Origin of the sequence: Streptomyces sp. WAC07094 (assembly GCF_036320405.1) — a bacterium.
GTDB lineage: Bacteria > Actinomycetota > Actinomycetes > Streptomycetales > Streptomycetaceae > Streptomyces > Streptomyces lannensis.
In genome coordinates, this window is the sequence record NZ_JAVMJZ010000001.1 from 6,955,097 (window position 1) to 6,976,972 (window position 21,876).

16 protein-coding genes are annotated in these 21,876 nt (G+C 73.3%); 10 read left to right on the forward strand and 6 right to left on the reverse strand.

The features are described from left to right. Positions 1–284: 284 nt before the first annotated feature. The 4 genes from RCR19_RS30950 (at position 285) to RCR19_RS30965 (ending at position 5,029) form a co-directional block, all read left to right on the forward strand. The gene (locus tag RCR19_RS30950; protein ID WP_331268101.1) at positions 285–1,703 is read left to right on the forward strand and encodes a HEAT repeat domain-containing protein; all 1,419 of its coding nucleotides are present in this window, start codon (positions 285–287) and stop codon (positions 1,701–1,703) included. A gap of 139 nt (positions 1,704–1,842) precedes the next feature. Continuing rightward, a complete protein-coding gene (locus RCR19_RS30955; protein ID WP_331268102.1) occupies positions 1,843–2,970 on the forward strand; it encodes a glycosyltransferase family 1 protein in 1,128 nt (375 codons plus the stop codon). After that, positions 2,967–4,178 (forward strand): glycosyltransferase, encoded by a 1,212-nt coding sequence (locus RCR19_RS30960; protein ID WP_331268103.1) that lies wholly within the window; start codon positions 2,967–2,969, stop codon positions 4,176–4,178. The genes RCR19_RS30955 and RCR19_RS30960 overlap by 4 nt, the downstream gene beginning before the upstream one ends. Next, positions 4,175–5,029 carry an SGNH/GDSL hydrolase family protein gene (locus RCR19_RS30965; RefSeq protein ID WP_220294864.1) on the forward strand — a complete coding sequence of 285 codons (855 nt, stop codon included), beginning with the start codon at positions 4,175–4,177 and terminating at the stop codon, positions 5,027–5,029. The genes RCR19_RS30960 and RCR19_RS30965 overlap by 4 nt, the downstream gene beginning before the upstream one ends. Before the next feature lie 10 nt (positions 5,030–5,039). Here the strand turns inward: RCR19_RS30965 and RCR19_RS30970 are convergent, their stop codons facing one another. From RCR19_RS30970 to RCR19_RS30990, 5 genes are read right to left on the reverse strand one after another with little or no spacing between them, the layout of a single operon-like run. Next, positions 5,040–5,909, reverse strand: a complete 870-nt coding sequence (locus tag RCR19_RS30970) for a biotin-dependent carboxyltransferase family protein (RefSeq protein WP_331268104.1) — start codon at positions 5,907–5,909, stop codon at positions 5,040–5,042. Then, positions 5,906–6,523 carry an allophanate hydrolase subunit 1 gene (locus tag RCR19_RS30975; protein ID WP_331268105.1) on the reverse strand — a complete coding sequence of 206 codons (618 nt, stop codon included), beginning with the start codon at positions 6,521–6,523 and terminating at the stop codon, positions 5,906–5,908. Before RCR19_RS30975 ends, RCR19_RS30970 begins: the two co-directional genes overlap by 4 nt. Then, positions 6,520–7,272 (reverse strand): 5-oxoprolinase subunit PxpA, encoded by a 753-nt coding sequence (locus RCR19_RS30980; protein ID WP_331268106.1) that lies wholly within the window; start codon positions 7,270–7,272, stop codon positions 6,520–6,522. Before RCR19_RS30980 ends, RCR19_RS30975 begins: the two co-directional genes overlap by 4 nt. Positions 7,273–7,294: 22 nt before the next feature. After that, complete coding sequence (locus RCR19_RS30985; RefSeq protein ID WP_331268107.1) at positions 7,295–8,116, reverse strand: putative hydro-lyase; 822 nt, start codon at positions 8,114–8,116, stop codon at positions 7,295–7,297. After that, complete coding sequence (locus RCR19_RS30990) at positions 8,113–9,432, reverse strand: MFS transporter (RefSeq protein WP_331268108.1); 1,320 nt, start codon at positions 9,430–9,432, stop codon at positions 8,113–8,115. The genes RCR19_RS30985 and RCR19_RS30990 overlap by 4 nt, the downstream gene beginning before the upstream one ends. Before the next feature lie 226 nt (positions 9,433–9,658). Here RCR19_RS30990 and RCR19_RS30995 point away from each other — a divergent pair, with 226 nt between their 5' ends. The 4 genes from RCR19_RS30995 to RCR19_RS31010 all read left to right on the forward strand — a co-directional run bounded on the left by RCR19_RS30995 (position 9,659) and on the right by RCR19_RS31010 (position 17,603). Continuing rightward, positions 9,659–10,351, forward strand: coding sequence for a GntR family transcriptional regulator (locus RCR19_RS30995; protein WP_331268109.1), 693 nt, complete (start codon positions 9,659–9,661; stop codon positions 10,349–10,351). A gap of 91 nt (positions 10,352–10,442) precedes the next feature. Next, positions 10,443–11,969 carry a hypothetical protein gene (locus RCR19_RS31000; RefSeq protein WP_331268110.1) on the forward strand — a complete coding sequence of 509 codons (1,527 nt, stop codon included), beginning with the start codon at positions 10,443–10,445 and terminating at the stop codon, positions 11,967–11,969. A gap of 37 nt (positions 11,970–12,006) precedes the next feature. After that, positions 12,007–12,894: a hypothetical protein gene (locus tag RCR19_RS31005; RefSeq protein ID WP_331268111.1), complete on the forward strand. Its 888-nt coding sequence runs from the start codon at positions 12,007–12,009 to the stop codon at positions 12,892–12,894. Positions 12,895–12,962: 68 nt separating this feature from the next. Further along, entirely contained in the window at positions 12,963–17,603 is a 4,641-nt protein-coding gene (locus tag RCR19_RS31010; protein ID WP_331268112.1) for a hypothetical protein, read from the forward strand. Positions 17,604–17,654: 51 nt separating this feature from the next. Here RCR19_RS31010 and RCR19_RS31015 read toward each other — a convergent pair whose 3' ends face one another. Next, on the reverse strand, positions 17,655–18,236 hold the full coding sequence (locus RCR19_RS31015) for a hypothetical protein (protein ID WP_331268113.1): 582 nt from the start codon (positions 18,234–18,236) through the stop codon (positions 17,655–17,657). A gap of 415 nt (positions 18,237–18,651) precedes the next feature. Between RCR19_RS31015 and RCR19_RS31020 the strand changes: the two genes are divergently transcribed. Further along, a complete protein-coding gene (locus tag RCR19_RS31020) occupies positions 18,652–21,432 on the forward strand; it encodes a nitrate- and nitrite sensing domain-containing protein (protein ID WP_331268114.1) in 2,781 nt (926 codons plus the stop codon). Beyond that, the gene (locus RCR19_RS31025) at positions 21,429–21,869 is read left to right on the forward strand and encodes a roadblock/LC7 domain-containing protein (RefSeq protein ID WP_331268115.1); all 441 of its coding nucleotides are present in this window, start codon (positions 21,429–21,431) and stop codon (positions 21,867–21,869) included. Before RCR19_RS31020 ends, RCR19_RS31025 begins: the two co-directional genes overlap by 4 nt. The last annotated feature ends 7 nt before the right edge of the window (positions 21,870–21,876 follow it).

The following is a 21,876-nucleotide window of genomic DNA, read 5'->3' on the forward strand; positions in this document are numbered from 1 at the left end:
GCAAATACAACGAAAACGGGGGAGGCGGTACGGGGCCGCCCGAAATAAGGTCGCGGCAGCGCGAGACGCCGGGTCATCATGACGTCGTGATTCACGGACGCGATGGCTGGGCAGGTGTTGCCGCACCGCGCGGACCGTGATGCGGTCCGCATGGGCCACCGACGAGAGGCAGAGGAAGATGGTCTACAACAAGCAAACGACGGCGGGCGCCCCGACGTGTTGTCACGCGACCAGGTAGTGCGTGTCCCCCGGTTGCGTCGACGCTTGATGTGAGGCTGTTTCCCATGTTCGAACCGGTCATAGCGCCCAGCGGTACCCTGCTCGGCCTCCTCCAGAGGGGCCGCGGCGACGGTACGTTGCACGCGCTCACCGCACCGCGAGCCGAAGCGCTCGCGGCTCTCAACCACTGCGTGCTGCGTGATCCCCGCCACGACTGGCAGGTGGAGAACCGCTCCCTCTACTACGCCCGGCTCTACCTCGATCTGCACGGCGAGCTGGACGACATCGAGGCACACCTCTTCAGCGCCGAGGACGTCCTCGACACCGACGAGTGCCGCACGGGACTCACCCTCGCGGTCCTCGGGCACCTCGCGTCGTACGGCAGGCGTGATGCGCTGGAACTGCTGCGCAGGTACGCGGCCTCGGGCTCCAACTGGGCCTGGGCCCTGGACGAACTCGCGCTGCGCGACGACGACGCGGGGCTGCGGGCCCTCGCCGCTCCCGTCCTGGCCCGTTTCCCGGCCGATGCCGAGGGTGAGGCGGAACTCGCGGTCGCCGTCCGGGACGCCTTCGAGCCACGGCCCTGGCGGCTGTGGGCCGACGACTCGCGCCCCTCCGTCGCCACGCGTGTGCGTGCCGCGCAGGAGGCGGGCTGTTTCGACCGCTGGCAGCGGCAGATGCGGTCGCAGGGCCCCCGGCCGGGCTGGAGCGTGCAGGCGGTCTTCGACTGGGCCCAGCAGGGGATCGAACGCGGTGCCGTGCTCCATGTGCCCGCCGCCCGCTGCCTCACCGCCGTCGCCGGTCCCGAGGACCGGCCGGAGATCGTCGAGGCCGCCCGTTTCGGCGAGGACGGGGCCAGGTGTACCGCACTGCGCTACCTCGCCGACGGCAACGACACCGAGGCCCTCGACCTGATCGAGGCCGCCGTGGCCTCCGGGTCCGCCCTCGTCGTCGACGCGGCCGTGGACGCCTTCGAACGGATGCGCAGTATGGCCGCCGTCGACCGGGCGCGCGGCTGGGCACGCCGGCCGGACGCCCTGGGCGCGGCCGCCGGGCGCATGCTCGCCTGCCGTGGCGGCGCACAGGACAGCGACCTGGTGCTCGCCGCGCTGCGCGAGGGGGTCCGGGGCGAGGGCCCCGACGCGCCGACCCTGTGGACCCTCGTCGACGGCGCCGGACGGCTGGGAATCGCCTCTGCCGCGCCGGTACTGCGCCATGTCTACCGCGAGACCGCGTCGTCCCATCTCCGCGGCCGCGCCGCCCGCGCCCTGGCCGCCACGGATCCCTCCTTCGCCGCCGGGTTCGCCGTCGAGTGCCTCTGGGACTGCGAGGAGTCCACCCGCGAGGTCGCCGCACGGCACGCCGAGACCGGTGACACACGCGTCGTCGAGCGGCTCCGCAGGCTCGCCGCGGATCCGGCCGAGGAGGCCGAAGTCCAGACAGCCGTACGCAGCCGGATCGGCCCGGACATGCCAACCGTATGAACGTTCGGTGACTCATGAGTCAGGAACGTATGGACGAGGGCTGACCTGCCCGGCGGCGCAGCCCAACGCTCACAGGACGTTCCCCGTCCGGAAAGATCGACGTTGACGAGGCCACGTCCGGCAGGGCGAGAACACGGGTATGCGTGTCGTCATCGTGACCGAATCCTTTCCCCCCGATGTGAACGGCGTGGCCCACTGCGCGCTCCAGACCGCCCGGCACCTCGTCGATCGCGGTCACGTTCCCCTCGTCGTCGCCCCGGCCACCGCCGCCGGGAACGGGCCGGACGCCCAGGCGCCCTGCCCCGTCGTCCGTGTCCCCTCCATTCCGCTCCCGGGCTACCCCCAGGTGCGCGTCGCTCTCCCCAGCCGACGCGTCGCCGCGGCCATCACCGAGCACCGCGCCGACATCGTGCACCTGGCAAGCCCCTTCATCCTCGGCGTCCGGGGCATGGCGGCCGCCGCCCGCCTCCGCATCCCGGCCGTCGCCATCTACCAGACCGACCTGGCCGGATACGCCCGCACCTACATCAGCGCGGGCGAGGCCGCGGCCTGGCGGCGCATCCGCTCCGTGCACGCCGCCGCCGACCGCACGCTCGCGCCGTCCAGCGCGGCACAGCGCGACCTGGAGGCGCACGGCGTGCCGCGGGTCCAGCTGTGGCAGCGAGGTGTCGACACCGTCCGCTTCCGCCCCGACCTGCGCGACGAGGCGATGCGCCGGGAACTCGCCCCCAACGGTGAGCTGATCGTCGGCTATGTCGGCCGGCTGGCCCCCGAGAAGCACGTTGAGCTGCTCGCCGGCGCCTGCGGACTCGAGGGCGTCCGGGTCGTGGTCGTGGGTGACGGGCCGAGCGAGCCCACCCTCCGGAGCGCCCTGCCCGGGGCCGCCTTCCTCGGGCGCCGTACCGGAGACGAGCTCGCCCGGATCTTCGCCTCGCTGGACGTCTTCGTGCACACGGGCCCGTTCGAGACCTTCTGCCAGACCGTGCAGGAGGCCATGGCCAGCGGTGTGCCGGTCGTCGCGCCCGCCGCCGGCGGACCGCTCGACCTGGTGGCCCACGGCCAGACCGGACTGCTCGTCCCGCCCGGTGACACGGCCGCCTTCCGCGACGCGGTGCAGACGCTGGCCTCGGACCGTGCGCTGCGGCACGAGTACGGGACCGCCGCACGGGCCCTCGTCGAGGGCCGCACCTGGGCCGCCGTCGGCGATCAGCTCATCGGGCACTACGCGGACGTGCTCGCGGCGCGCAGGACGGCGGTGGCGGCATGAGCTTCGCCACCGAGCGCGTCGGCGGCGGACTGCGGATCGTGCGGCTCGCCAACTTCGTGGCGCCCTCCTCCGGCGGTCTGCGCACGGCCCTGCGCGAGCTCGGCAAGGGGTTCAAGGAAGCGGGCCACGACCCGGTGCTGATCGTGCCAGGGGAGCGCCACAGCGACCGGGAGACCGAGCAGGGCAGGGTCATCACCCTGCCCGGGCCCGTCCTGCCCGGTACCGGCGGCTACCGCGTCCTCACGGACAAGCGGCGGGTCGCCGCCCTCCTGGAGCGACTCGACCCCGACCGCCTGGAGGTCTCCGACCGCACGACGCTGCGCTGGACCGGCAAGTGGGCGCGGCGCGCCCGGATTCCCGCCGTGATGGTCTCCCACGAGACCGCCGACGGCGTCCTGCGCACCTGGGGCCTGTCGGAGAACCTCTCGCGGCGCGCCGCCGACGCGCTCAACATCCGTACGGCACACACCTACGCACGCGTGGTGTGCACCACCGAGTTCGCCGAACGCGAGTTCGTGCGGATCGGGGCCCGCAACGTCGTACGGGCGCCGCTGGGCGTCGACCTGGAGCAGCGGCACCCCTCGCTGCTGGACGCCGGGCTGCGCGACCGGTACGCGCGCGAGGACGAGACGCTGCTCGTGATGTGCTCCCGCCTCTCCGTGGAGAAGAGGCCCGGCACGGCCCTGGACGCCCTGGAGTCGCTGCTGCGGCGAGGGCGGCGTGCGGTCCTGGTGATCGCCGGCGACGGCCCGCTGCGGGCCCGGCTCGAGCAGCGGGCGGCCGAGCGGCGGCTGCCGGTCACCTTCCTCGGCCATGTGGGCGACCGGGAGCTGCTCGGCGCCCTGCAGGCCTCGGCCGATGTGTGCCTGGCCCCCGGGCCGGCGGAGACGTTCGGGCTCGCCGCCCTGGAGGCGATGGCCTGCGGAACCCCCGTGGTGGCCAGCTCCCTCTCGGCGCTGCCCGAGGTCATCGGCTCGGCCGGCGCCACCGCGGTCAACACCGGCGAGGCGTTCGCCGACGCGATAGACATGCTCACGGAGCGGCCCGAGTGCGAGCGCCGGGAGGCGGCACGCGCGCGTGCCGAGTGCTTCGGGTGGAAGACCGCGGTCGACGCGTTCCTCGCGGCCCACGACGTGCAGCCGTCCGTCGTGCGACCGACGGCCTTCGACGACCGTTTCCGGGACGACGCCCGGGAGGGTGTCGCATGAGACCCCTGCGGTTCGTCGCACTCGGCGATTCACTGACGGAAGGCGTGGGCGACCCCGTCGGGGACTCCTGGCGGGGGTGGGCCGCGCTCCTCGCCGGCGGGCTCGCGCCCGCCCACGCCCCGGCCGAGTTCACCAACCTCTCCTTCAGCGGCGCGCAGACCCGGGACGTTCTCGAACGGCAGACCCCGGACGCGCTCGACCTGCGCCCGGATGTCGTCTCCGTCGTCATCGGCGTCAACGACACGCTGCGCTACACCTTCGACATCCACGCCGTCGCCGCCCGGCTCGACAAGGTCTACGCGGCCTTCAGGGCCCAGGGCGCGGTGCTGCTCACCGCCTGTCTGCCGGACCCGGGGTCGATGCTCCGCCTGCCCGGCGCGCTGGCGCGCCCGCTGGCGCGGCGGCAGCGGGCCGTGAACACGGTCGTGCACGCCCTCTCCGAGCGGCACGGGGCGGTGCATCTGCACGCCGAGGGCGGGGACTGGATCCACGACCGGTCCATGTGGAGCGCTGACCGGCTGCACCCGGGGGAGCGCGGGCACCGGCAACTCGCCCTGCGCTTCCACGCGCTGCTCGCCGAGGAGGGTGTCGCGACGGGTATCGCGCCCGCCGCAGAACCCGAGTTCGCTCCGCCCACCCGCTCGGCCAGCCTGTGGTGGCTCGCCACCGCCGGAACGGGCTGGGTGGCGAGGCGATGCACCGATCTGCTGCCGCAACTGCTCACCCTCGCCGCAGCCGAGGTGCGCCACAAGGCGCGGGGGACCAGCGCCCGGCTGGACCTGAGCGCCTCGCACGCGGTGGCGTCCGCGCTGGCCGCGCTGTCGGTGGCCGAACAGCCGGACGTGGCGTGAACCGTGGCGCCTAACGACGGCTGACGGCGGTGAAACGCACGGGGGTGCCCGGAGTCGCCTGGGCGGCGGCCGCGAGGCCGGCCGGACGGACGACCGCGATGACCGGGTACCCCCCGGTCGTCGGATGATCGGCGAGGAAGACGACCGGGCTGCCGTCGGGCGGCACCTGGACCGCTCCCAGCACCATTCCCTCACTGGGGAGTTCGCCCGGCCGGGCGCGCTCCAGCGGGGGACCTTCGGTACGCAGGCCCACCCGGTTGCTCGCCGAGGACACACGGTACGCGCGGGTGAGGAACGTACGGACCGCGTCCGCCGTGAACCAGTCCTCGCGCGGCCCCAGCGTCACCCGCAGCACCAACTCGTCCGGCGGACCCGGCTGCGGAGCGGCGTCCACGTACGGAAGGACGCCGGCGGGTCTCCCCAGGGGCAGTACGGCGCCGTCCGCGAGCGGCGGCGGGCCGAGGCCGGAGAGCAGGTCCGTGGAGCGGCTGCCCAGCACCGGTTCCACGGTCACACCGCCCGAGACGGCGAGATAGCTGCGCACTCCGGACCGCGCGCGTCCGATGTCGAGCAGAGCACCGCCCATGACACGCACCGGCGCTCCCCAGGGTGCGGGACGCCCGTCCACGGTGACCGGGCAGGGCGCGCCGCCGACCGCCACCGTGACCGCCGAACGCGGCCGCACGGTGCAGCCGTCGAGCGTGGTCTCCAGCACGGCCGCCTCCGGGGGATTGCCGACCAGCCGGTTGACGAGCGCCGCGGCGGGCGCGTCGAGCGCTCCCGAACGCGGCACGCCGAGGTGGGCGTGGCCGGGCCGCCCCCGGTCCTGCACGGTGGTCAGCGCCCCGGCGCGCACGACCGAGAGTGCACGGTCCGTCATCCGGCGCCCACCGGGACGAAACGGACCACGGCGCCGGGCGCGAGCAGCGCGGCCGGCACGCGCGCGTGGTCCCACAGGACGGCGTCGGTCGTGCCGATGAGCTGCCAGCCGCCGGGCGACGGGCGCGGGTACACCCCCGTGTACGGACCGGCCAGTGCCACGGCGCCGGCCGGCACGGACGTGCGAGGGGTGGCGCGGCGCGGAACGTGAAAGCGGTCCGGCAGACCCGTCAGATAGCCGAAGCCGGGAGCGAACCCGCAGAAGGCCACCCTGAACCGGGACGCGGCGTGGATCCGTGCCGCCTCGTCCCGGGACACGCCCCACAGGGCGGCGACGTCCGGGAGATCCGGACCGTCGTACCGGACGGGGATCTCCACCGGTTCCTGCACCCGCCCGGGGACCGGCGGAATCTCCCAGCCGGCGAGCCGCGCCGCGAGCCGGGAGGGCGCCTCCACCCCGTCGAGCAGGACGGTGCGGGCCGCGGGAACGATCTCGCGTACCGTCAGTTCCCCGGCCGACCTGCGGCGTTGCAGCTCGGCGTGCAGCGCCTCGGCATCCTGCCCCGAGGGGACCTCCAGGAGCAGGGCGTCGTCGCCGACGGGCATCGCCCTCATGCGAAGGCCTCCACACGGACGCCGGCGGCCTGAAGTGCGGCCCGTACCCGGCGGGCCAGGTCGACGGCGCCGGGCGTGTCGCCGTGCAGACAGAGCGAACGTGCCCGTACGGGGATCTCGCGCCCGGAGTGCGCGTTGACGACCCCGGAGCGGGCGAGTCCCACCGAGCGTTCCACCACGACGTCCGGGTCGGTGACCACCGCGCCGTTCTCGCCGCGCGGCACGAGCGTTCCCTCCTCGGTGTACGCGCGATCCGCGAACGCCTCGGTGACGGCCGGGAGTCCGGCCTTCTCGGCCACCTCCAGCAGCCGTGAGCCCGGCAGCCCGAGCACGGGCAGCGCGGCGTCGGCGAGCAGCACGCCCTCGACGACCGCCTCGGCCTGCCGCTCGTCGTGGACTACCCGGTTGTAGAGCGCGCCGTGCGGCTTCACATACGACACCCGCGAGCCCGCGGCACGCGCGAAGACCTCCAGCGCACCGATCTGGTAGGCCACTTCGGCCGCCAGTTCCGCGGACGGCACATCCATCGAGCGCCGTCCGAATCCGGCCAGGTCGCGGTAGGAGACCTGGGCGCCGATCCGCACTCCCCGTTCCGCCGCCAGTGCGCACACCCGCCGCATGGTGGCCGCGTCCCCGGCGTGGAAACCGCAGGCCACGTTGGCGCTGGTGACGACGGACAGCAGTCGCTCGTCGTCGGTGAGCTGCCAGCGGCCGAAGCCCTCGCCGAGGTCGGCGTTGAGATCGATCATGGTCCCTCCTGGTCGGGCGGCGTCAGCCGACGCGGTACTGCTCGTCACGGGCGTCGGTGATGAACATCTGCCCCGGTGCGTGGGTGATGGCGAACGGCGGGCGCGAGGCCGTCACCGCGGCCTGCGGGGTCACTCCGCAGGCCCAGAACACCGGGATGTCGTCCGGTTCGGCGTCCACCGGGTCGCCGAAGTCGGGCCGGGAGAGGTCCTCGATCCCGAGGGCCGAGGGATCGCCGCAGTGCACGGGGCTTCCGTGCACCGCCGGGAGCAGTCCGCTCTCCCGGATCGCGGCTCCGAGGTGCTGCGGCGGCACCGGGCGCATGGACACCACCATGGGGCCGTGCAGGCGCCCCGCCGGCCGGCACTGACGTCCCGTCACGTACATCGGCACGTTGCGGCCCTGTTCGAGGTGGCGGATGGGGACGCCGGCCTCGACGAGCGCCCACTCGAAGGTGAAGCTGCACCCGATGAGGAAGGACACCAGGTCCTCGCGCCAGTGCGCGAGGACGTCCGTCGGTTCGTCCACGAGTTCGCCGTCCTGCCACACCCGGTAGCGCGGCAGATCGGTGCGCAGATCGGCGCCGTCCGCGAGGACCGTGGTGAAGGACCCGGCGTCCGTGACGTCGAGGACCGGGCAGGGCTTGGGGTTGCGCTGGCAGAACAGCAGCGTGTCATAGGCCCAGTCGGCCGGGACCGACACCAGGTTGGCCTGCGTGTGGCCCGCGGCGCACCCGGCCGTGGGGCCGCTCAGCCCGCCGCGGAAGCGGGCCCGGGCGTCCTCGGGGCGCCACATGTGCGCGTGGTCGTCGACACGCGTGAGGGGGCGGTCGTCCGCTCGGTTCACGTCAGTTCCTTCCCGCGCGTCTCGGGCAGGCCCAGCAGCGCCACCGCCGCGAGACCGTAACCGATCGCGCCGAAGACCAGCGCCCCGCCGACGCCCCAGCTGTCGGCGAGGAAGCCCACCAGGGTGGGGAAGACGGCGCCCACCGCGCGCCCGGTGTTGTAGGTGAAGCCCTGCCCCGTGCCGCGTACGGCCGTCGGGTACAGCTCGCTCAGATAGGACCCGAAGCCGCTGAAGATCGCCGACATGCAGAACCCGAGCGGGAAACCGAGCACCAGCAGAAGGGTGTTGGCGCCGCTTGGGATGTTCGCGTACGCCAGGATGCAGAGCGCCGAGAGCAGTGCGAACAGCCAGATGTTGCGCCGGCGGCCCAGGCGGTCGGTGAGGTGGCCGCCGGTGAGGTAGCCGAGGAAGGCTCCGGAGATGAGGAAGGCCAGATAGGAGCCGGTGCCGACGACGGACAGGCCGCGTTCGGTCTTGAGGTAGGTGGGCACCCAGGTCGCCAGCGTGTAGTAGCCGCCCTGGACGCCGGTGGACAGCAGGCCCGCGAAGACCGTCGTGCGCAGCAGACCCGGCGCCCCGTCCGAGCCGGGCTTGAAGATCGCCGCGAAAGACCCCCGCTGCTCGCTGCGTTCACGCCGGGCCGTCGCCTCCGGGGCGTCGTGCACCCGGCGGCGCATCCAGATCACCAGCAGCGCGGGAAGCGCTCCCGTCCAGAACATCACGCGCCAGGCGAGGTCGTCGCCCACGAAGGAGAAGACCAGCGTGTAGACGACGGCGGCCAGTGCCCAGCCGACGGCCCAGGAACTCTGGATCGCGCCGAGGGTACGGCCGCGGTGCCGGGCGCTCGCGTACTCGGCGACCAGGATCGCCCCGACCGCCCACTCGCCGCCGAAGCCGAGCCCCTGCAGGGCACGGAAGACCAGCAGCGTCTCGTAGGTGGGTGCGAAGCCGCAGGCGACCGTGAAGACGGCGTACGTCACCACGGTGATGATCAGGGCCTTCACCCGGCCGATGCGGTCGGCCACGACGCCCGCGATGGCGCCGCCCACCGCCGAGACGACCAGTGTGACGGTGGTGAACAGTCCTGTCTGGCCGCTGTCCAGGCCGAAGTACGCCGCCAGCGCGACCATGCTCAGCGGCAGTGTGAAGTAGTCGTAGGAGTCCAGGGCGTAGCCGCCGAAGGCTCCGGCGAAGGCGCGCCGGCCGCGCGGTCCGAGGGCGCGCAGCCAGGCCAACGCACCGTCGTCGGCGATGAGTTCGGTCGCGTCGGAGTGGGCGTCGGCGGTCAGGGGCCGGGAAGGAGGGGTCGTGCTCATGGGCACCTCGCAGTGAGGGACGGAGGGTGCTTGCGGGATGAGCCGTGCCGTGCGGGTCGGAGAGCGCCGTGCGGGGAACTGCGGCCAGCGATGGGACATTTAGCGCGAAAGGTGCGGCCCGAGGTGTGGGGCCGGGTGGTACCGTCCTCAGTACCGTAGGGGATCGTTCAACGATCCTTCAATACCCATGTTGTTTCGTCCTTGTATCTGCGATTGAATTCCGGGCATGGCAGAGCAGCTGACGGGACTGGCCGACGACCGCGCCCTCCTGGGGCGTACCAGCACCGCCGAGCGGGTCTCGGACATCCTCAGGAGCCGGATCGCCGAGGGGTACTTCCCACCCGGCACGCGGCTGTCGGAGGACGGCATCGGGGGTGCGCTGGGCGTCTCCCGCAACACGCTGCGCGAGGCGTTCCGGCTGCTCACGCACGAGAGACTGCTCGTCCACGAGTTGAACCGAGGGGTCTTCGTCCGGGTGCTGACCGTCGAGGACGTCGAGGACATCTACCGCACCCGGCTGCTCGTCGAGTGCGCCGTGGTCCGGGGTCTGGGCGAGCCGCCGTACGCCCTGGACGCCCTTGCCGAGGCCGTCGCGGAGGGGCAGCGGGCCGTGGGGGAGACCGACTGGAAAGGGCTGGGCACGGCCAACATCCACTTCCATCGCGAGCTGGTGGCGCTCGCGGGCAGTGAGCGCACCGACGAGCTGATGCGCAGCGTCTTCGCCGAACTGCGGCTCGCCTTCCACGTCGTGGACGACCCCCGGCGGCTGCACGAGCCCTACCTCGTGCGCAACCAGCAGATCCTCCGGGCACTGCAGGGCGGCGACCGGATCGGGGCGGAGGAGCTCCTCGAGGTCTACCTCCACGACTCGCTGGAGCGGATCGTCGAGGACTACCGGCGGCGGGTCGGCGACGAGTAGCAGGTCCGGCACATCGGCACGACGAAGCAAACCCCGCGGTCCCCCCGTGCTGTTTGGGACGTTGTCAGACCGAGGACCTAATCTGTGCACCGTGACTTCGCCTGCATCGACGGACCGTGTTCCGCCCCAGCTCAGCGCGGGGCCGCGCCCCGCACCGGGCCCGGCCGCCGACGAGGGGCTGGCGCGGCGGCTGCGCGCGCTCGCCTGCACCGCGCCGCTGCACGACCTCGACGCACGCAAGGCGAACCTCGCGGGCGAGTACTCGGTGTACGGGATGGCGGAGGTCGCCCTGTCCGCCATCGACCTGGTCACACTGAACATGGACTTCGACACGGGAGCGGACCACGACCAGATAGTGGCCCGGCTCATCCCGCGCATCGCCGCCCAGGCCCCTCGGCGCCCGGTCGCGGAGCACGAGCGCGTCGCCCGCTGGGTCCTGGAGAACCTGGTCAACGTCGGCAGCGTCGACCGGGGCTTCCGCGCCGTGTACGGCACGTTCACGGCCGACGGCGAGTACGTCCGCCGCGACTACGACTTCAAGCTGATCGAGGAGGTCCCGGGCTACGGCGGGGGCGTCTATCTGAGGACGACGGACGAGGCGGTCAACGTCCTCGTCGGCGCCCTGGACACGGACGTCACGAGCGCCCAGATCGCCGCCGAGGTCAAGCTCGACGTGCTGATCAGCCGCGGGCGCCTCGCCGACGCCCAGCTCGCCGCCGAGCAGGCCCGCTACCGCACCGTGCAGTACTCGGAGTCGCTGCGCAGGACCCTGGAGGCGACCCGGCGCAACGTCCGGGCGGTGGACTGGCTGAACACGGTCCCCGACATGATCGCCGAGGCCCTCGACCACGTCGCCGACCGCTACCGCCACGAGAACGCGATCCTCACCAACATCCGCAGGGCCCGCGACGAGTCCGAGGACCCCGAGCACAAGCGGCGTGCCGCCGAGCTCGTCGACATCGTCAAGGACTGCATCCGCAGGCACACCCAACTGCAGTCGCGGCTTCTGGAAGCGGGCCCGCTGTTCCGCGCCGAGCAGGACCGGCAGGCCTTCGCCGCCCCCATGGCGACCTCCGGGACGGACCTGTACGGGCATCTCCTCGCACCTCTGCTGCCGCTTCCGCTGGAGCAGGCGATCCGCGTCACGGACGCCTTCTTCGGCCACGGCACGGGTCTGCGCACCCCGGCCTCCGTGCGGGTCGGTGACCTCGTCGACCTGCTCCTGACGCCGCCCGTGGAGCGCGAGCACCTCGGCGCCGAGATGCCCGAGCCGGATCTGATCGCCACCCCGGACGACAGCCGGTTCAGCGAGGAGCAACTGGCCGCCGCGCTGGAGCTGCTCGACCTGCCGGCGGACGCGCCCAGGCGGCTGTCCGGACTGCTGGCACAGGCACGCCGGCAGGACCCCGAACTGCCCTACCTGGTGGCCCTGCTGACCGTGCACGCGGCCAGCCCGCCGGTCGGCACGGCCTACCGGCAGGGCGAGCAGAAGCTGCTGTTCGCCGTGGACGACGGCACGGAGCTGGACGATCCGGAGTTCGGCGGTGCCGACCTGATCGTCGGCACGGCACTGCTCGATGCGGCGGGCATGGCGGCGGACCGGACGGAAGCGGCATGACCAGCGATCAGTACCAGCACCATGAGGAGTCCCGACCGTGACCGAGCACGCCGAGTGGAGTGAGCCGGAGGCCGCCGCCGCGCCAGTGAGTGCCCCCGTCACCCCCGCCGACGCCGCCGACGCGGCGCGGCTCGTCGCCTTCGGGCTGCAGCCGAAGCTCCAGCCCGCCCGCGACCAGGAGTACACGGAGCTGCTGCGCCGCTACCGCGAGGACCCCCGCTTCGCCCGGCTCGCCGACGCCGTGGCCGGCGGGCTCGGGCTGGTCGTCCTGGAGGTGTCCCCGCGCGCCGGCATGGCGGTGACCGCCGCCGAGGACTCCGTCTTCGCCGTCCGCATGGGCGACTACGCGCGGCGCACCTCCGCCGACTCGGGCGACCGCTTTCTGCACGGCCTCGCCCATCTCGCCGTCGCCGCGCTCGCGTTCCCGCGCCCCGAGGACCTGGCCGACGACGGCTACATCGGGCGCGTCACGGTCAACGGCGTCGACGCCTTTGTGCGTCAGGCCTGCCGCCGGCTCGAGGAGCGGGCCGAGGAACAGGGCGAGAACACGGACCCGGCGACGGACGCGCCGGGACTGGAGGCGGCCTGGCGGATCTGGGCCAGACGCAGCGCGACAGGGGCCACCAAGGACGCGCGCCGGCTCGCCGGCTCCACCACGGGCATCGTAGGCAAGGCCGTCGCGTTCCTCACCGACTCCGGATTCCTCCAGCGCACGGGCGACGACCACGGCGGCACCTACCGCACGACGGCCCGCTACCAGCTCCAGGTGCGCGACATGGCGGGCAGCGCCGCCATGGCCGAACTCCTCGAACTGGGCGTCGTCCCGGTGACCGACGGGACGGGCACCCTGCTGCCCGCCGAGGACACCGACGACCTGGAGCTGGTGGCCGACGCCGGGCTGCCGTTCCACTCGGGCAGAGCCTGAGGCCCCGCGGCCTTCGGCCCTCCGTATTTCCGCAGACTGAGCAAGACCGACGACGAGAGTCCCCCGCCATGTACGAGCTGTCCCGGGTCCGCCTCTACTCCATCGGACCGGCCGGTGCGCGCTATGCCGACACCGTGCTGGACCTGCGGGGCGTGGGCGATCCGGTGCCCGACCCCGCGCCCACCCAGGCGGAGTTCTTCGAAGAGGAGCCCGTGGGGCCGCCGCGCCGTCCGGCGCCCGCCGGTGTGCTCTTCCTGGAGAACGGCGGCGGCAAGTCCGTCCTGCTCAAGCTGATCTTCTCCGTGATGCTGCCGGGCCACCGCAACACCCTCGGCGGGGCCAGCTCCGGTGTGCTGCGCAAGTTCCTGCTCGCCGACGACTGCGGGCATGTGGCGCTGGAATGGCAGCACACACTGACCGGCGAGTGCGTGGTGGTCGGCAAGGTGAGCGAATGGCGGGGGCGCCAGGTCTCCAGCGACCCGCGGAAGTTCGCGGAGGCCTGGTACTCCTTCAGGCCCGGCCCCGGGCTCAGCCTCGACAATCTGCCGGTCGCCGAGTCCACCGCCGTGAGACCGCCGGCCGAGGGTGCTTCCGGGGCGGCGGGACGGCGCCGCACGATGAAGGGCTTCCGGGACGCCCTGACGGAGGCGGGCAAGGCGTATCCGCACCTCGAAGTGCACTGGGAGGAGATCCACGACCGCTGGAACGAGCATCTGACGGACCTCGGCCTCGACCCCGAACTCTTCCGCTACCAGCGGGAGATGAACGCCGACGAGGGTGAGGCCGCCGGTCTCTTCGCGGTCAAGAAGGACTCCGACTTCACGGACCTGCTGCTGCGGGCCGTGACCGACACCCGTGACACCGACGGGCTCGCCGATCTGGTCGGCGGTTTCGGCAACAAGCTGGGACGGCGCGCCGAGCTGATGGCCGAGCGCGACTTCACCGCCGGGTCGGTGGATCTGCTCGGGCGCATCGTCGACGCGGCCGGGACACGCTCGCGGGCGCGGGACATCCACGCGGGCGCCGAGCGGCGCACCCGCACCCTGGCCCGGCGGCTGTCGGCACGCGGGGTGCGTGAGCGGATGCGGGCCACCGATCTGGCCCAGCGCGTCACCGCCGCCGCCTACGCGGTCACGCATGCCGAGGGCGCCCGCGAGCGCAGTGCGCTCATCGCTGCCGAACTCGCCTACCGGCATGCCTCGTCGGCCCTGGCGGGTGCGGAGAAGGCCGCAGCCGCCCAGAAGCGCGAGCTGGCCGACGCGCGCCAGTTGTACTCCGCCTGGCAGGCCGCCGAGGCCGTGCTGCGCCACCGTGCAGCCGCCGACCGTTCGGCGCGGGTGGCGGCCGCCATCCGCGAGGCCGAGCGGGACGCGGCGCCGGCGCTCGCCGCGCGCGCCAGGGCCGCAGTGGACCTCGTCCGGGCACTGCACGCCGCCGCCGAGAGCGCCGGGACCCTCGCCGACGAGGAGGAAGAGCGCTCCGCCGCCCTCCAGGCGGCCGGCGAGTCGGCGCACCGGGACGCGACCGCCGCGGCCACGGAGGCACAGCGTGCGCGCAGCGAGGTGGGACATCTGCGCCAGCGGCTCGCCGAGGTCGAGCAGGAGACCGCCGAGGCCGTGCGCGCGGGCTGGCTGGACGACAGCGCCCCCGACGCCGACCCGGCACGCGCCGCGCTCGCCGCGAGCGACGCGGAGAAGGCGGCGGTCGCCGCCTGGGACACCGCGCGTGAGGCGTCCCGCAGGGCGTCCGAGCACGCCCGTGAGGCGGCGTCCGCGGAATCGCGTGCGGAACTGACGGCCGCCCGGTCCGCCGACGCGGCCACGGCCGCCGAGCGGGCGTACGAGGCCGAGCAGAGCACCGCCCGGGCGCTGGCGGCGGAGGAGCGGCTGTCGGAACTGCTGAGCCTGTCCGGCACCGGCGGGGCCCGGGTCCCCCGGCCGCGCCGCGACGAGGAGACGGGCGCGGAGGACAGCGCCGCGGAGGGCGGGTCCCTCACCGCCGAGGAACTGGACCGCTTCGCCGACGAACTGAGCGAGCTGCTCGACGACACCGTCACCTCCGCCGAGCGTCAGCTCTTCGAGCTGCGCACCGCCGCGGCGGACGACGCGCGCATCCTCGGTGCCCTCGGTGACGGCGGGCTGTTGCCTCCGGGCCCGGACGTGCTGGCGACCGTCGAGTTCCTCGGCGAACACGGCATCCCGGCGCTCCCGGGCTGGCGCTACCTCGCGCAGGCGGTCGACCCCGCCGACCACGCGCGCGTGCTTGCCGCCCGTCCAGAACTGGTCGACGGAGTGATCATCACCGACCCGGACACCCACGCCCGGGCCCGTGACGCGCTGAGCGACGCGGCTCTGCTGCCGCGTTCCGCCGTCGCCGTCGGCACCGCGGCCGCGCTGCTCGCCCCGACCCCCGCCCTCGACGAGGGCGGGGGCGACGGCGGAGTCTTCCTCGTGCCGCCGAATCCGGCCATGCACGACGAGCACGCGGCCGACGAGGAGCGGCAGGCGCTGCGTGCCCGGGCCACCGAGCGGGACGAGGAGATCCGGGCCCTCGCGGCCCGGCTCGGCAAGGACCGCGAGCTGACCGCCAGACTGGCGTCCTGGCGCACCGGCTGCCCCGCGGGTCGCCTGACCGAACTCGCCGCGGCCGCCCGGGACACGCGAGCCTTCGCCGAGGAGGCCGAGGCCGAGCTGACCGAGGCGCGCACCGTCCGTGCCGAGGCCGACGAGGTGGCGGCCGAGGCCGCCCAGGTGCGCGAGGAGCGCCAGGAGTCCGCGCAGCGGGCGCGGCGCGCCGCCGATGCGCTGGCCGGCCTCGCCTTCCGGCTGCGGGAGCGGGCGGGGTGGCAGGCAGCGCTGCGGGAACTGGCCGACGAGGCCGTCGAATCGGAGGCTCGTGCCCAGTCCCGCCTGGAGCGCGCCCGGGCCGCCGACGAGGACCGCAGGGCCGCCCAGCGCGCCGCCGACGACGCCCGCCGCACCGCGCGTGCACTGCGGGCCGAGCGCGCGGAGATCGCGGGCGCCCCCGACGACGTACCGGCGGACGACTCCGAGGCGCCGAAGGCGTCCCTGCCCGCGCTCCGCGAGGCCTACCGCGCCGCCTCCCAGGTGTACGAAAAGGTCGGCGTCGGTGCCGACCTGCGGGCCGAACAGGCGCGCGCCGAGAGCGACGACTCCGCCGCACTCGCCGAACTGGACCGGCTCAGCAACAAGGTCCGTTCGCGCGCGGAACAGCTCCTCCAGTCTCCGGACGGCTCGGACGGCCCGTCCCGGCAGGCCGCCGCCGCGCGCGCCGAGGAGCTGGTGCAGCTGCTGGAGACGCGGATGTCGACGGCGAGCGAGCAGCTCGGCCGGCTGCGCGGCGAGGCCGAGCGGCACGCTCCCGAGAACGGCGAGGCCCATACCGAGCTGCCTGAGGAGATGGCCCCGCGGGACACCGAGCACGCACAGTCCCTGCTGCGCACGGCCACATCGGAACTCGCCTCCCGCGTGGAGGCACTCGGCGGGGCCCGCGAGGCCCATGCCGAACTGCTGGACGCCCACCGCGCGGCCGAGGACGCCGCGGGCGGCTTCGACGAGATCGCGGCGATGCTCCGCGATCTGCTGCGGGAGCACGCCGCCGAGGAGGAGCAGGAGGAGCCGGAGCCCTACCCGGGCAGCCTCGAGGAGGCCCGCCGGTCCGCCGCCGAGTCCCGCCGGTCGCTGCGCGGTTGCGCCACCGACCTGTCCTCGGCGGAGTCGGCCGTGCGCGAAGCCTCCGACGTGCTCGTCCGGCATGCCAACTCCACCCGCTACGAGCAGGTCCGCACCCCGGCCCGGCAGCAGATCCGGGAACTGCCCGCGTCGGCGCTGCCGGAGCACGCACAGCGGTGGGCCGACGCCTTCGCACCCCGGCTGCGTGTGCTCACCGACGAGCTGGCCCAACTGGAGCGCAACCGCGACTCGATCGTGGACCGGCTGCGGGGACTCGTGGAGTCGGCGCTCGCCACACTCCGCTCGGCGCAGCGGCTCTCCCGGCTGCCCGAGGGACTCGGCGAGTGGTCCGGGCAGGAGTTCCTGCGCATCCGCTTCGAGGAGCCCGACCAGGCGACGCTCACCGAACGGCTCGGCGAAGTCATCGACGAGGCGACCCGCGCGGCCGTCAGGAAGAACTCCGACCTCAGGCGGGACGGCATGTCGCTGCTCCTGCGGGGGGTCGGCGCGGCCCTCCAGCCGAGGGGAGTCGCCGTCGAGATCCTCAAGCCGGACGCCGTGCTGCGTGCCGAACGTGTCCCCGTCGGGCAGATGGGCGACGTGTTCTCGGGCGGACAGCTGCTCACCGCGGCCATCGCGCTGTACTGCACCATGGCGGCACTGCGCAGCAACGACCGTGGCCGCGACAGGCACCGCCACGCGGGCACGCTGTTCCTGGACAACCCCATCGGACGCGCCAACGCGACCTATCTGCTGGAGCTCCAGCGCGCCGTCTCGGACGCGCTCGGCGTCCAGCTCCTCTACACCACCGGGCTGTTCGACACGACAGCACTCGCCGAGTTCCCGCTGGTCATCCGGCTGCGCAATGACGCAGACCTGCGGGCCGGACTGAAGTACATCCGGGTGGAGGAGCATCTTCGGCCCGGGCTGCCGCAGCAGCCCAGTGCCGACGAGGCGGTGCACAGCGAGATCACGGCGACCCGGATGTTCAAGCGACCGGCCGTGGACGTCCCGTAGGAAGGGGCGTGGGGCGCGGCACCGCGTGTCGCGGGCGCCGCCCCCACGCCGTCACGGATGCGACAACTGCCGCCCGGTGCCGCCCTGCCGACGTATGCGCTCCTGTCGCTGCTCCGCGGTCCGCGCCTGACGCCGGGTCGCCCGGCGTTCGCGGCGCATGGCACGGGCCGTGCTGCTGGGCGCCGACACCACACCATGGCGCTGGTTCCAGACCTGGCGCGTGATCCAGACGTCGAGCACGCCCCAGGTCGCCACCACCGTGCCGGCCACGCTGCTGAGGACCATGGGGAAGGCCAGCCAGGAGCCGGCCATCGTGCACAGGAAGGCGATCACCGCCTCGATCAGTGTCACCGAGATGATCAGCACCGCCCGCACCGCCGAGGTGCGCACGGGGTCCGGCAGCCGACGCCGGCGCGCGGGCTCCTCGACCCACAGGGGGCGGCGATACCCGGTTTCGTACCGCGCTTCCTCGTCCATGGCGGTGCCCCGTCCGCCGTCCGGCTCGCGCCCCTGCGATATGCCGGGGTCCGCATCCGCCGGAATGCCGTGATCCGGTACCTGAGCCGCCCCCCGCGCCGCCGTGGACGCCCCGGCGCCCGTTCCCGGTGTCTCACATCGCTCCGCCGTGCCCATCAACTCGTCACTCCCCACCGCCCGCAGACCTCCGCCGGAGTGTCAGACGACTCCGGCCCCCCACTGGTTGCCCGGCTTGCGCAGCTTTACGCCACCTGAGTGCGGCATGCGGCGCCTGCGGTCGAAACCGCCCCCGTTTCCCGTAGGTGGAGACGATCGGTGATCGGCGAAGATTCCCCGCGGGCGAAAGAATCCGGCCAAGGGCCCCGGGTTCCCGCCCCGATCCGGACTGTGCCGTCCCGTTTCGGGGAGGCAATCTCCCGTAATGACGGGACAACTGCCCATGCCGCGTAGGTGCCGGGGGCGTTGTGCGCTCCGCCCGGCCTTCGAGATACGGGTGTGTCGGTAGTAGGCTCGCGCCGTTTGTTGACGTACACGTGTACCCCCGGGCCTGGGGGTCGAGCTGGGGGAGGCCATGCGCTTTCGCGGGAAGTCCATCCGCCGGAAGATCGTGGCGCTGCTTCTCGTGCCGCTGCTGTCACTCACCGCCATCTGGGCGTTCGCCACAGCGCTCACGGGGCGTGAGGCCCAGGCGTTGTTCGACGTCTCGAACGTCGTCGAAAAGGTCGGCTACCCCACCGAGGACACGGTCCGCGTCCTGCAGCAGGAGCGCCGTCAGACCCTCGTCTACCTCGCCGACCCGCGCGCCTCGGACGCCCTCACCGCGCTGCGCCGCAGCCGTTCGGCCACGGACAAGGTGGTGGCCGAACTCCGGCGCAACAGCAAGAGCATGGGCCTGCGCGAGGACATGGACGCGGGCTCCTCGGAGCGCCTCACCTCGATCATGGAGGCCCTGGACGGCATCGCGTCGCTGCGCCGCAGCGTCGAGGACGGCACGGTCAAGCGTTCCCAGGCCCTCGATCTCTACAACCGCCTCGTCGACCCGTGTTTCACCCTCCTGGCCAATCTGCAGTCCCTCGACAACGTGACGATGGACAAGCAGGGCCGTGCCCTCGTCGATGTCTCCCGGGCCCGTGAGCTGCTCTCCCGCGAGGACGCCCTCCTGGGGTCCGCGCTCGTCGCCGGCCGGGTCACCCGCGAGGAGATCCATGAGGTCTCCGACCTCGTCGCCCAGCGCGCCGTGATGTACGACGTCAGCCTGTCGCTGCTGCCCGCGTCGGAGAGCGGACGCTTCCAGCGCTACTGGAAGAACGCCGACACCGCGTCACTGCGCGTGGCCGAACAGGCGGTGGCCAACGGCACCTCCGGCGCCCCGCACGGGGTGACCGCCAAGAGCTGGGACGAGGCCGCGGGCCAGGTCCTCGGCCGGCTCGACACGATGAGCCGGCAGGCCGGGGACCGCTACCAGGACCGCGTCGACCCGCTCGCCATGAGGGTCATCGCCAAGGCGGCGGTCGCGGGCGTCCTCGGGCTTCTCGCCGTGCTGGTCTCGCTGTTCCTGTCCGTGCGCATCGGCCGTGGCCTCATCCGTGATCTGCGCCGGCTGCGCCTGGAGGCGCACGAGGCGTCCGGGGTGCGGCTGCCCAGCGTGATGCGCCGCCTGTCCGCGGGCGAACAGGTGGACGTGGAGACCGAGGCCCCGCGGCTGGAGTACGACAGGAACGAGATCGGCGAGGTCGGCCAGGCACTCAACACCCTGCAGCGTGCCGCCGTCGAGGCCGCCGTGAAACAGGCCGAACTGCGGGCCGGCGTCTCGGAGGTCTTCGTCAACCTCGCCCGTCGCAGTCAGGTGCTGCTGCACAAGCAGCTCACCCTGCTCGACACCATGGAGCGCAGGACCGACGACACCGAGGAACTCGCCGACCTGTTCCGCCTCGACCATCTGACCACGCGTATGCGCCGTCACGCCGAGGGTCTGGTCATCCTCTCCGGAGCCGCCCCCTCCCGGCAGTGGCGCAAGCCGATCCAGCTCATGGACGTCGTGCGTGCCGCCGTCGCCGAGGTCGAGGACTACGAGCGCATCGAGGTGCGCCGGCTGCCCCGCTTCGCCGTCACCGGTCCCGCGGTCGCCGACCTCACCCACCTGGTGGCCGAACTCCTGGAGAACGCCACCGTGTTCTCGCCGCCCCACACCGCCGTCCAGGTGCTCGGTGAACGGGTCGCCAACGGGTTCACCCTGGAGATCCACGACCGCGGCCTCGGTATGACGGCCGAAGTGCTCCTGGACGCCAACCTCCGGCTCGCGGAGACCCCCGAGTTCGAACTCTCCGACACCGACCGGCTCGGCCTGTTCGTGGTGAGCCGGCTCGCCCAGCGGCAGAACGTCCGTGTCTCCCTCCAGCCGTCCCCCTACGGCGGCACCACGGCCGTCGTCTTCATCCCCGACACCCTGCTGACCGAGGACATCCCCGACACCAACGGAATCGGCTTCCGGCTCGACCGGCCGCTGCCCGAGAAGGAGGCCGGGGCCGCGGAGGACGGTGCCCCGGTGCTCTCCCCGGTGCCGGTCAAGCTCCCCGGCCTTCCGGGATCGATCCTGGACGGCCCGGTGGAGCTGGAGGCGCCCGTCGACCTGGACGAACTCGACGACTTCCCGGACGGCCTGGACGACCGGGACGGCGGCCTTTTCCGCTCCCGCCGCTCTCTCGCCCAGGCCCCGGGCGAACAGCACCAGCAGGCCCACGACACCCGGCGCGAACCGGCCCGCTCCGACGAGGCGGACCGGCCGGGCGCGCCGGTACCGCTTCCCCGGCGCGGAACCCCCAAGCTCGTCAGCTCGCACGGCCGCCCGGTGACGGAGCAGGGCCCGCGGCGCGCAAGGACCGGCAAGGACAGCGGGCCCTCGGACCACGAGCCGGAGGGATCTCAGGAGTCCGGGCGTCCTTCGGACGTGCGGGAGCCTTCGGAAGGAAGCAGGCGCCCGCACGGTGATCGCTCGGGGAGCCCGGGCCTGCCCCAGCGCCGCCGCACCCGGCAGGAGGCCGGCCCGCGGGAGGCGGCCGCGCACCAGGAGGCCGAGACGGAAGCGGCTCCTCCGGGTCCGGTCGCGCTGCCCCGCCGTGTCCGGCAGGCCAGTCTGGCCCCGCAGTTGAAGGAGGGCCCCGACCGGCGCGCCTCGGCAGACGCGTCCCGCACCGCGAGCGGAGCGGGTCCCGTCGAGCGCGACGCCGATGAGGTCCGCAGCCGTTTCGCCTCGCTGCAGCGGGGCTGGCAGCGTGGCCGCGAGGAGAACGCCGCGGGCGACGACGCCCTGGACGGCTCAGCACGAGGAACGACAAAGGGAGACGGTCGATGACCGCACCGAAGGCCGCAGGGCCCAACGCCGCCAAAAAGGCGTCGGGAGAGCTGAACTGGCTCCTCGACGACCTGGTGGAGCGTGTCGCCAGCATCCGCAAGGCGCTCGTGCTCTCGAGCGACGGCCTGCCCACAGGGGTCTCCAAGGAGCTGAGCCGGGATGACAGCGAGCACCTGGCCGCTGTCGCCTCGGGAATCCACAGCCTCGCCAAGGGTGTCGGCCGCAACTTCGACGCAGGCGGTGTCCGGCAGACCATCGTCGAACTCGACGACGCGTTCCTCTTCGTGACGGCGGCCGGCGACGGCAGCTGCCTCGCCGTCCTGTCGGACGCCGACTCCGACATCGGCCAGGTCGCGTACGAGATGACACTCCTCGTCAAGCGAGTCGGCGTACATCTGGGCTCCGCGCGGCGCACCGATCTGCCCTCGGGCGGGTAGTGAGATG

Excerpts from the sequence above, each read along its gene's own strand:
- RCR19_RS31010 (WP_331268112.1), top strand. The coding sequence starts at position 12,963 with ATGTACGAGCTGTCCCGGGTCCGCCTCTACTCCATCGGACCGGCCGGT.
- RCR19_RS30950 (WP_331268101.1), top strand. The coding sequence starts at position 285 with ATGTTCGAACCGGTCATAGCGCCCAGCGGTACCCTGCTCGGCCTCCTC.
- RCR19_RS30995 (WP_331268109.1), top strand. The coding sequence starts at position 9,659 with ATGGCAGAGCAGCTGACGGGACTGGCCGACGACCGCGCCCTCCTGGGG.
- RCR19_RS30965 (WP_220294864.1), top strand. The coding sequence starts at position 4,175 with ATGAGACCCCTGCGGTTCGTCGCACTCGGCGATTCACTGACGGAAGGC.
- RCR19_RS30970 (WP_331268104.1), bottom strand. The coding sequence starts at position 5,909 with ATGACGGACCGTGCACTCTCGGTCGTGCGCGCCGGGGCGCTGACCACC.
- RCR19_RS31025 (WP_331268115.1), top strand. The coding sequence starts at position 21,429 with ATGACCGCACCGAAGGCCGCAGGGCCCAACGCCGCCAAAAAGGCGTCG.
- RCR19_RS30980 (WP_331268106.1), bottom strand. The coding sequence starts at position 7,272 with ATGATCGATCTCAACGCCGACCTCGGCGAGGGCTTCGGCCGCTGGCAG.
- RCR19_RS30955 (WP_331268102.1), top strand. The coding sequence starts at position 1,843 with ATGCGTGTCGTCATCGTGACCGAATCCTTTCCCCCCGATGTGAACGGC.
- RCR19_RS30960 (WP_331268103.1), top strand. The coding sequence starts at position 2,967 with ATGAGCTTCGCCACCGAGCGCGTCGGCGGCGGACTGCGGATCGTGCGG.
- RCR19_RS31015 (WP_331268113.1), bottom strand. The coding sequence starts at position 18,236 with ATGGGCACGGCGGAGCGATGTGAGACACCGGGAACGGGCGCCGGGGCG.
- RCR19_RS30975 (WP_331268105.1), bottom strand. The coding sequence starts at position 6,523 with ATGAGGGCGATGCCCGTCGGCGACGACGCCCTGCTCCTGGAGGTCCCC.
- RCR19_RS31020 (WP_331268114.1), top strand. The coding sequence starts at position 18,652 with ATGCGCTTTCGCGGGAAGTCCATCCGCCGGAAGATCGTGGCGCTGCTT.
- RCR19_RS30990 (WP_331268108.1), bottom strand. The coding sequence starts at position 9,432 with ATGAGCACGACCCCTCCTTCCCGGCCCCTGACCGCCGACGCCCACTCC.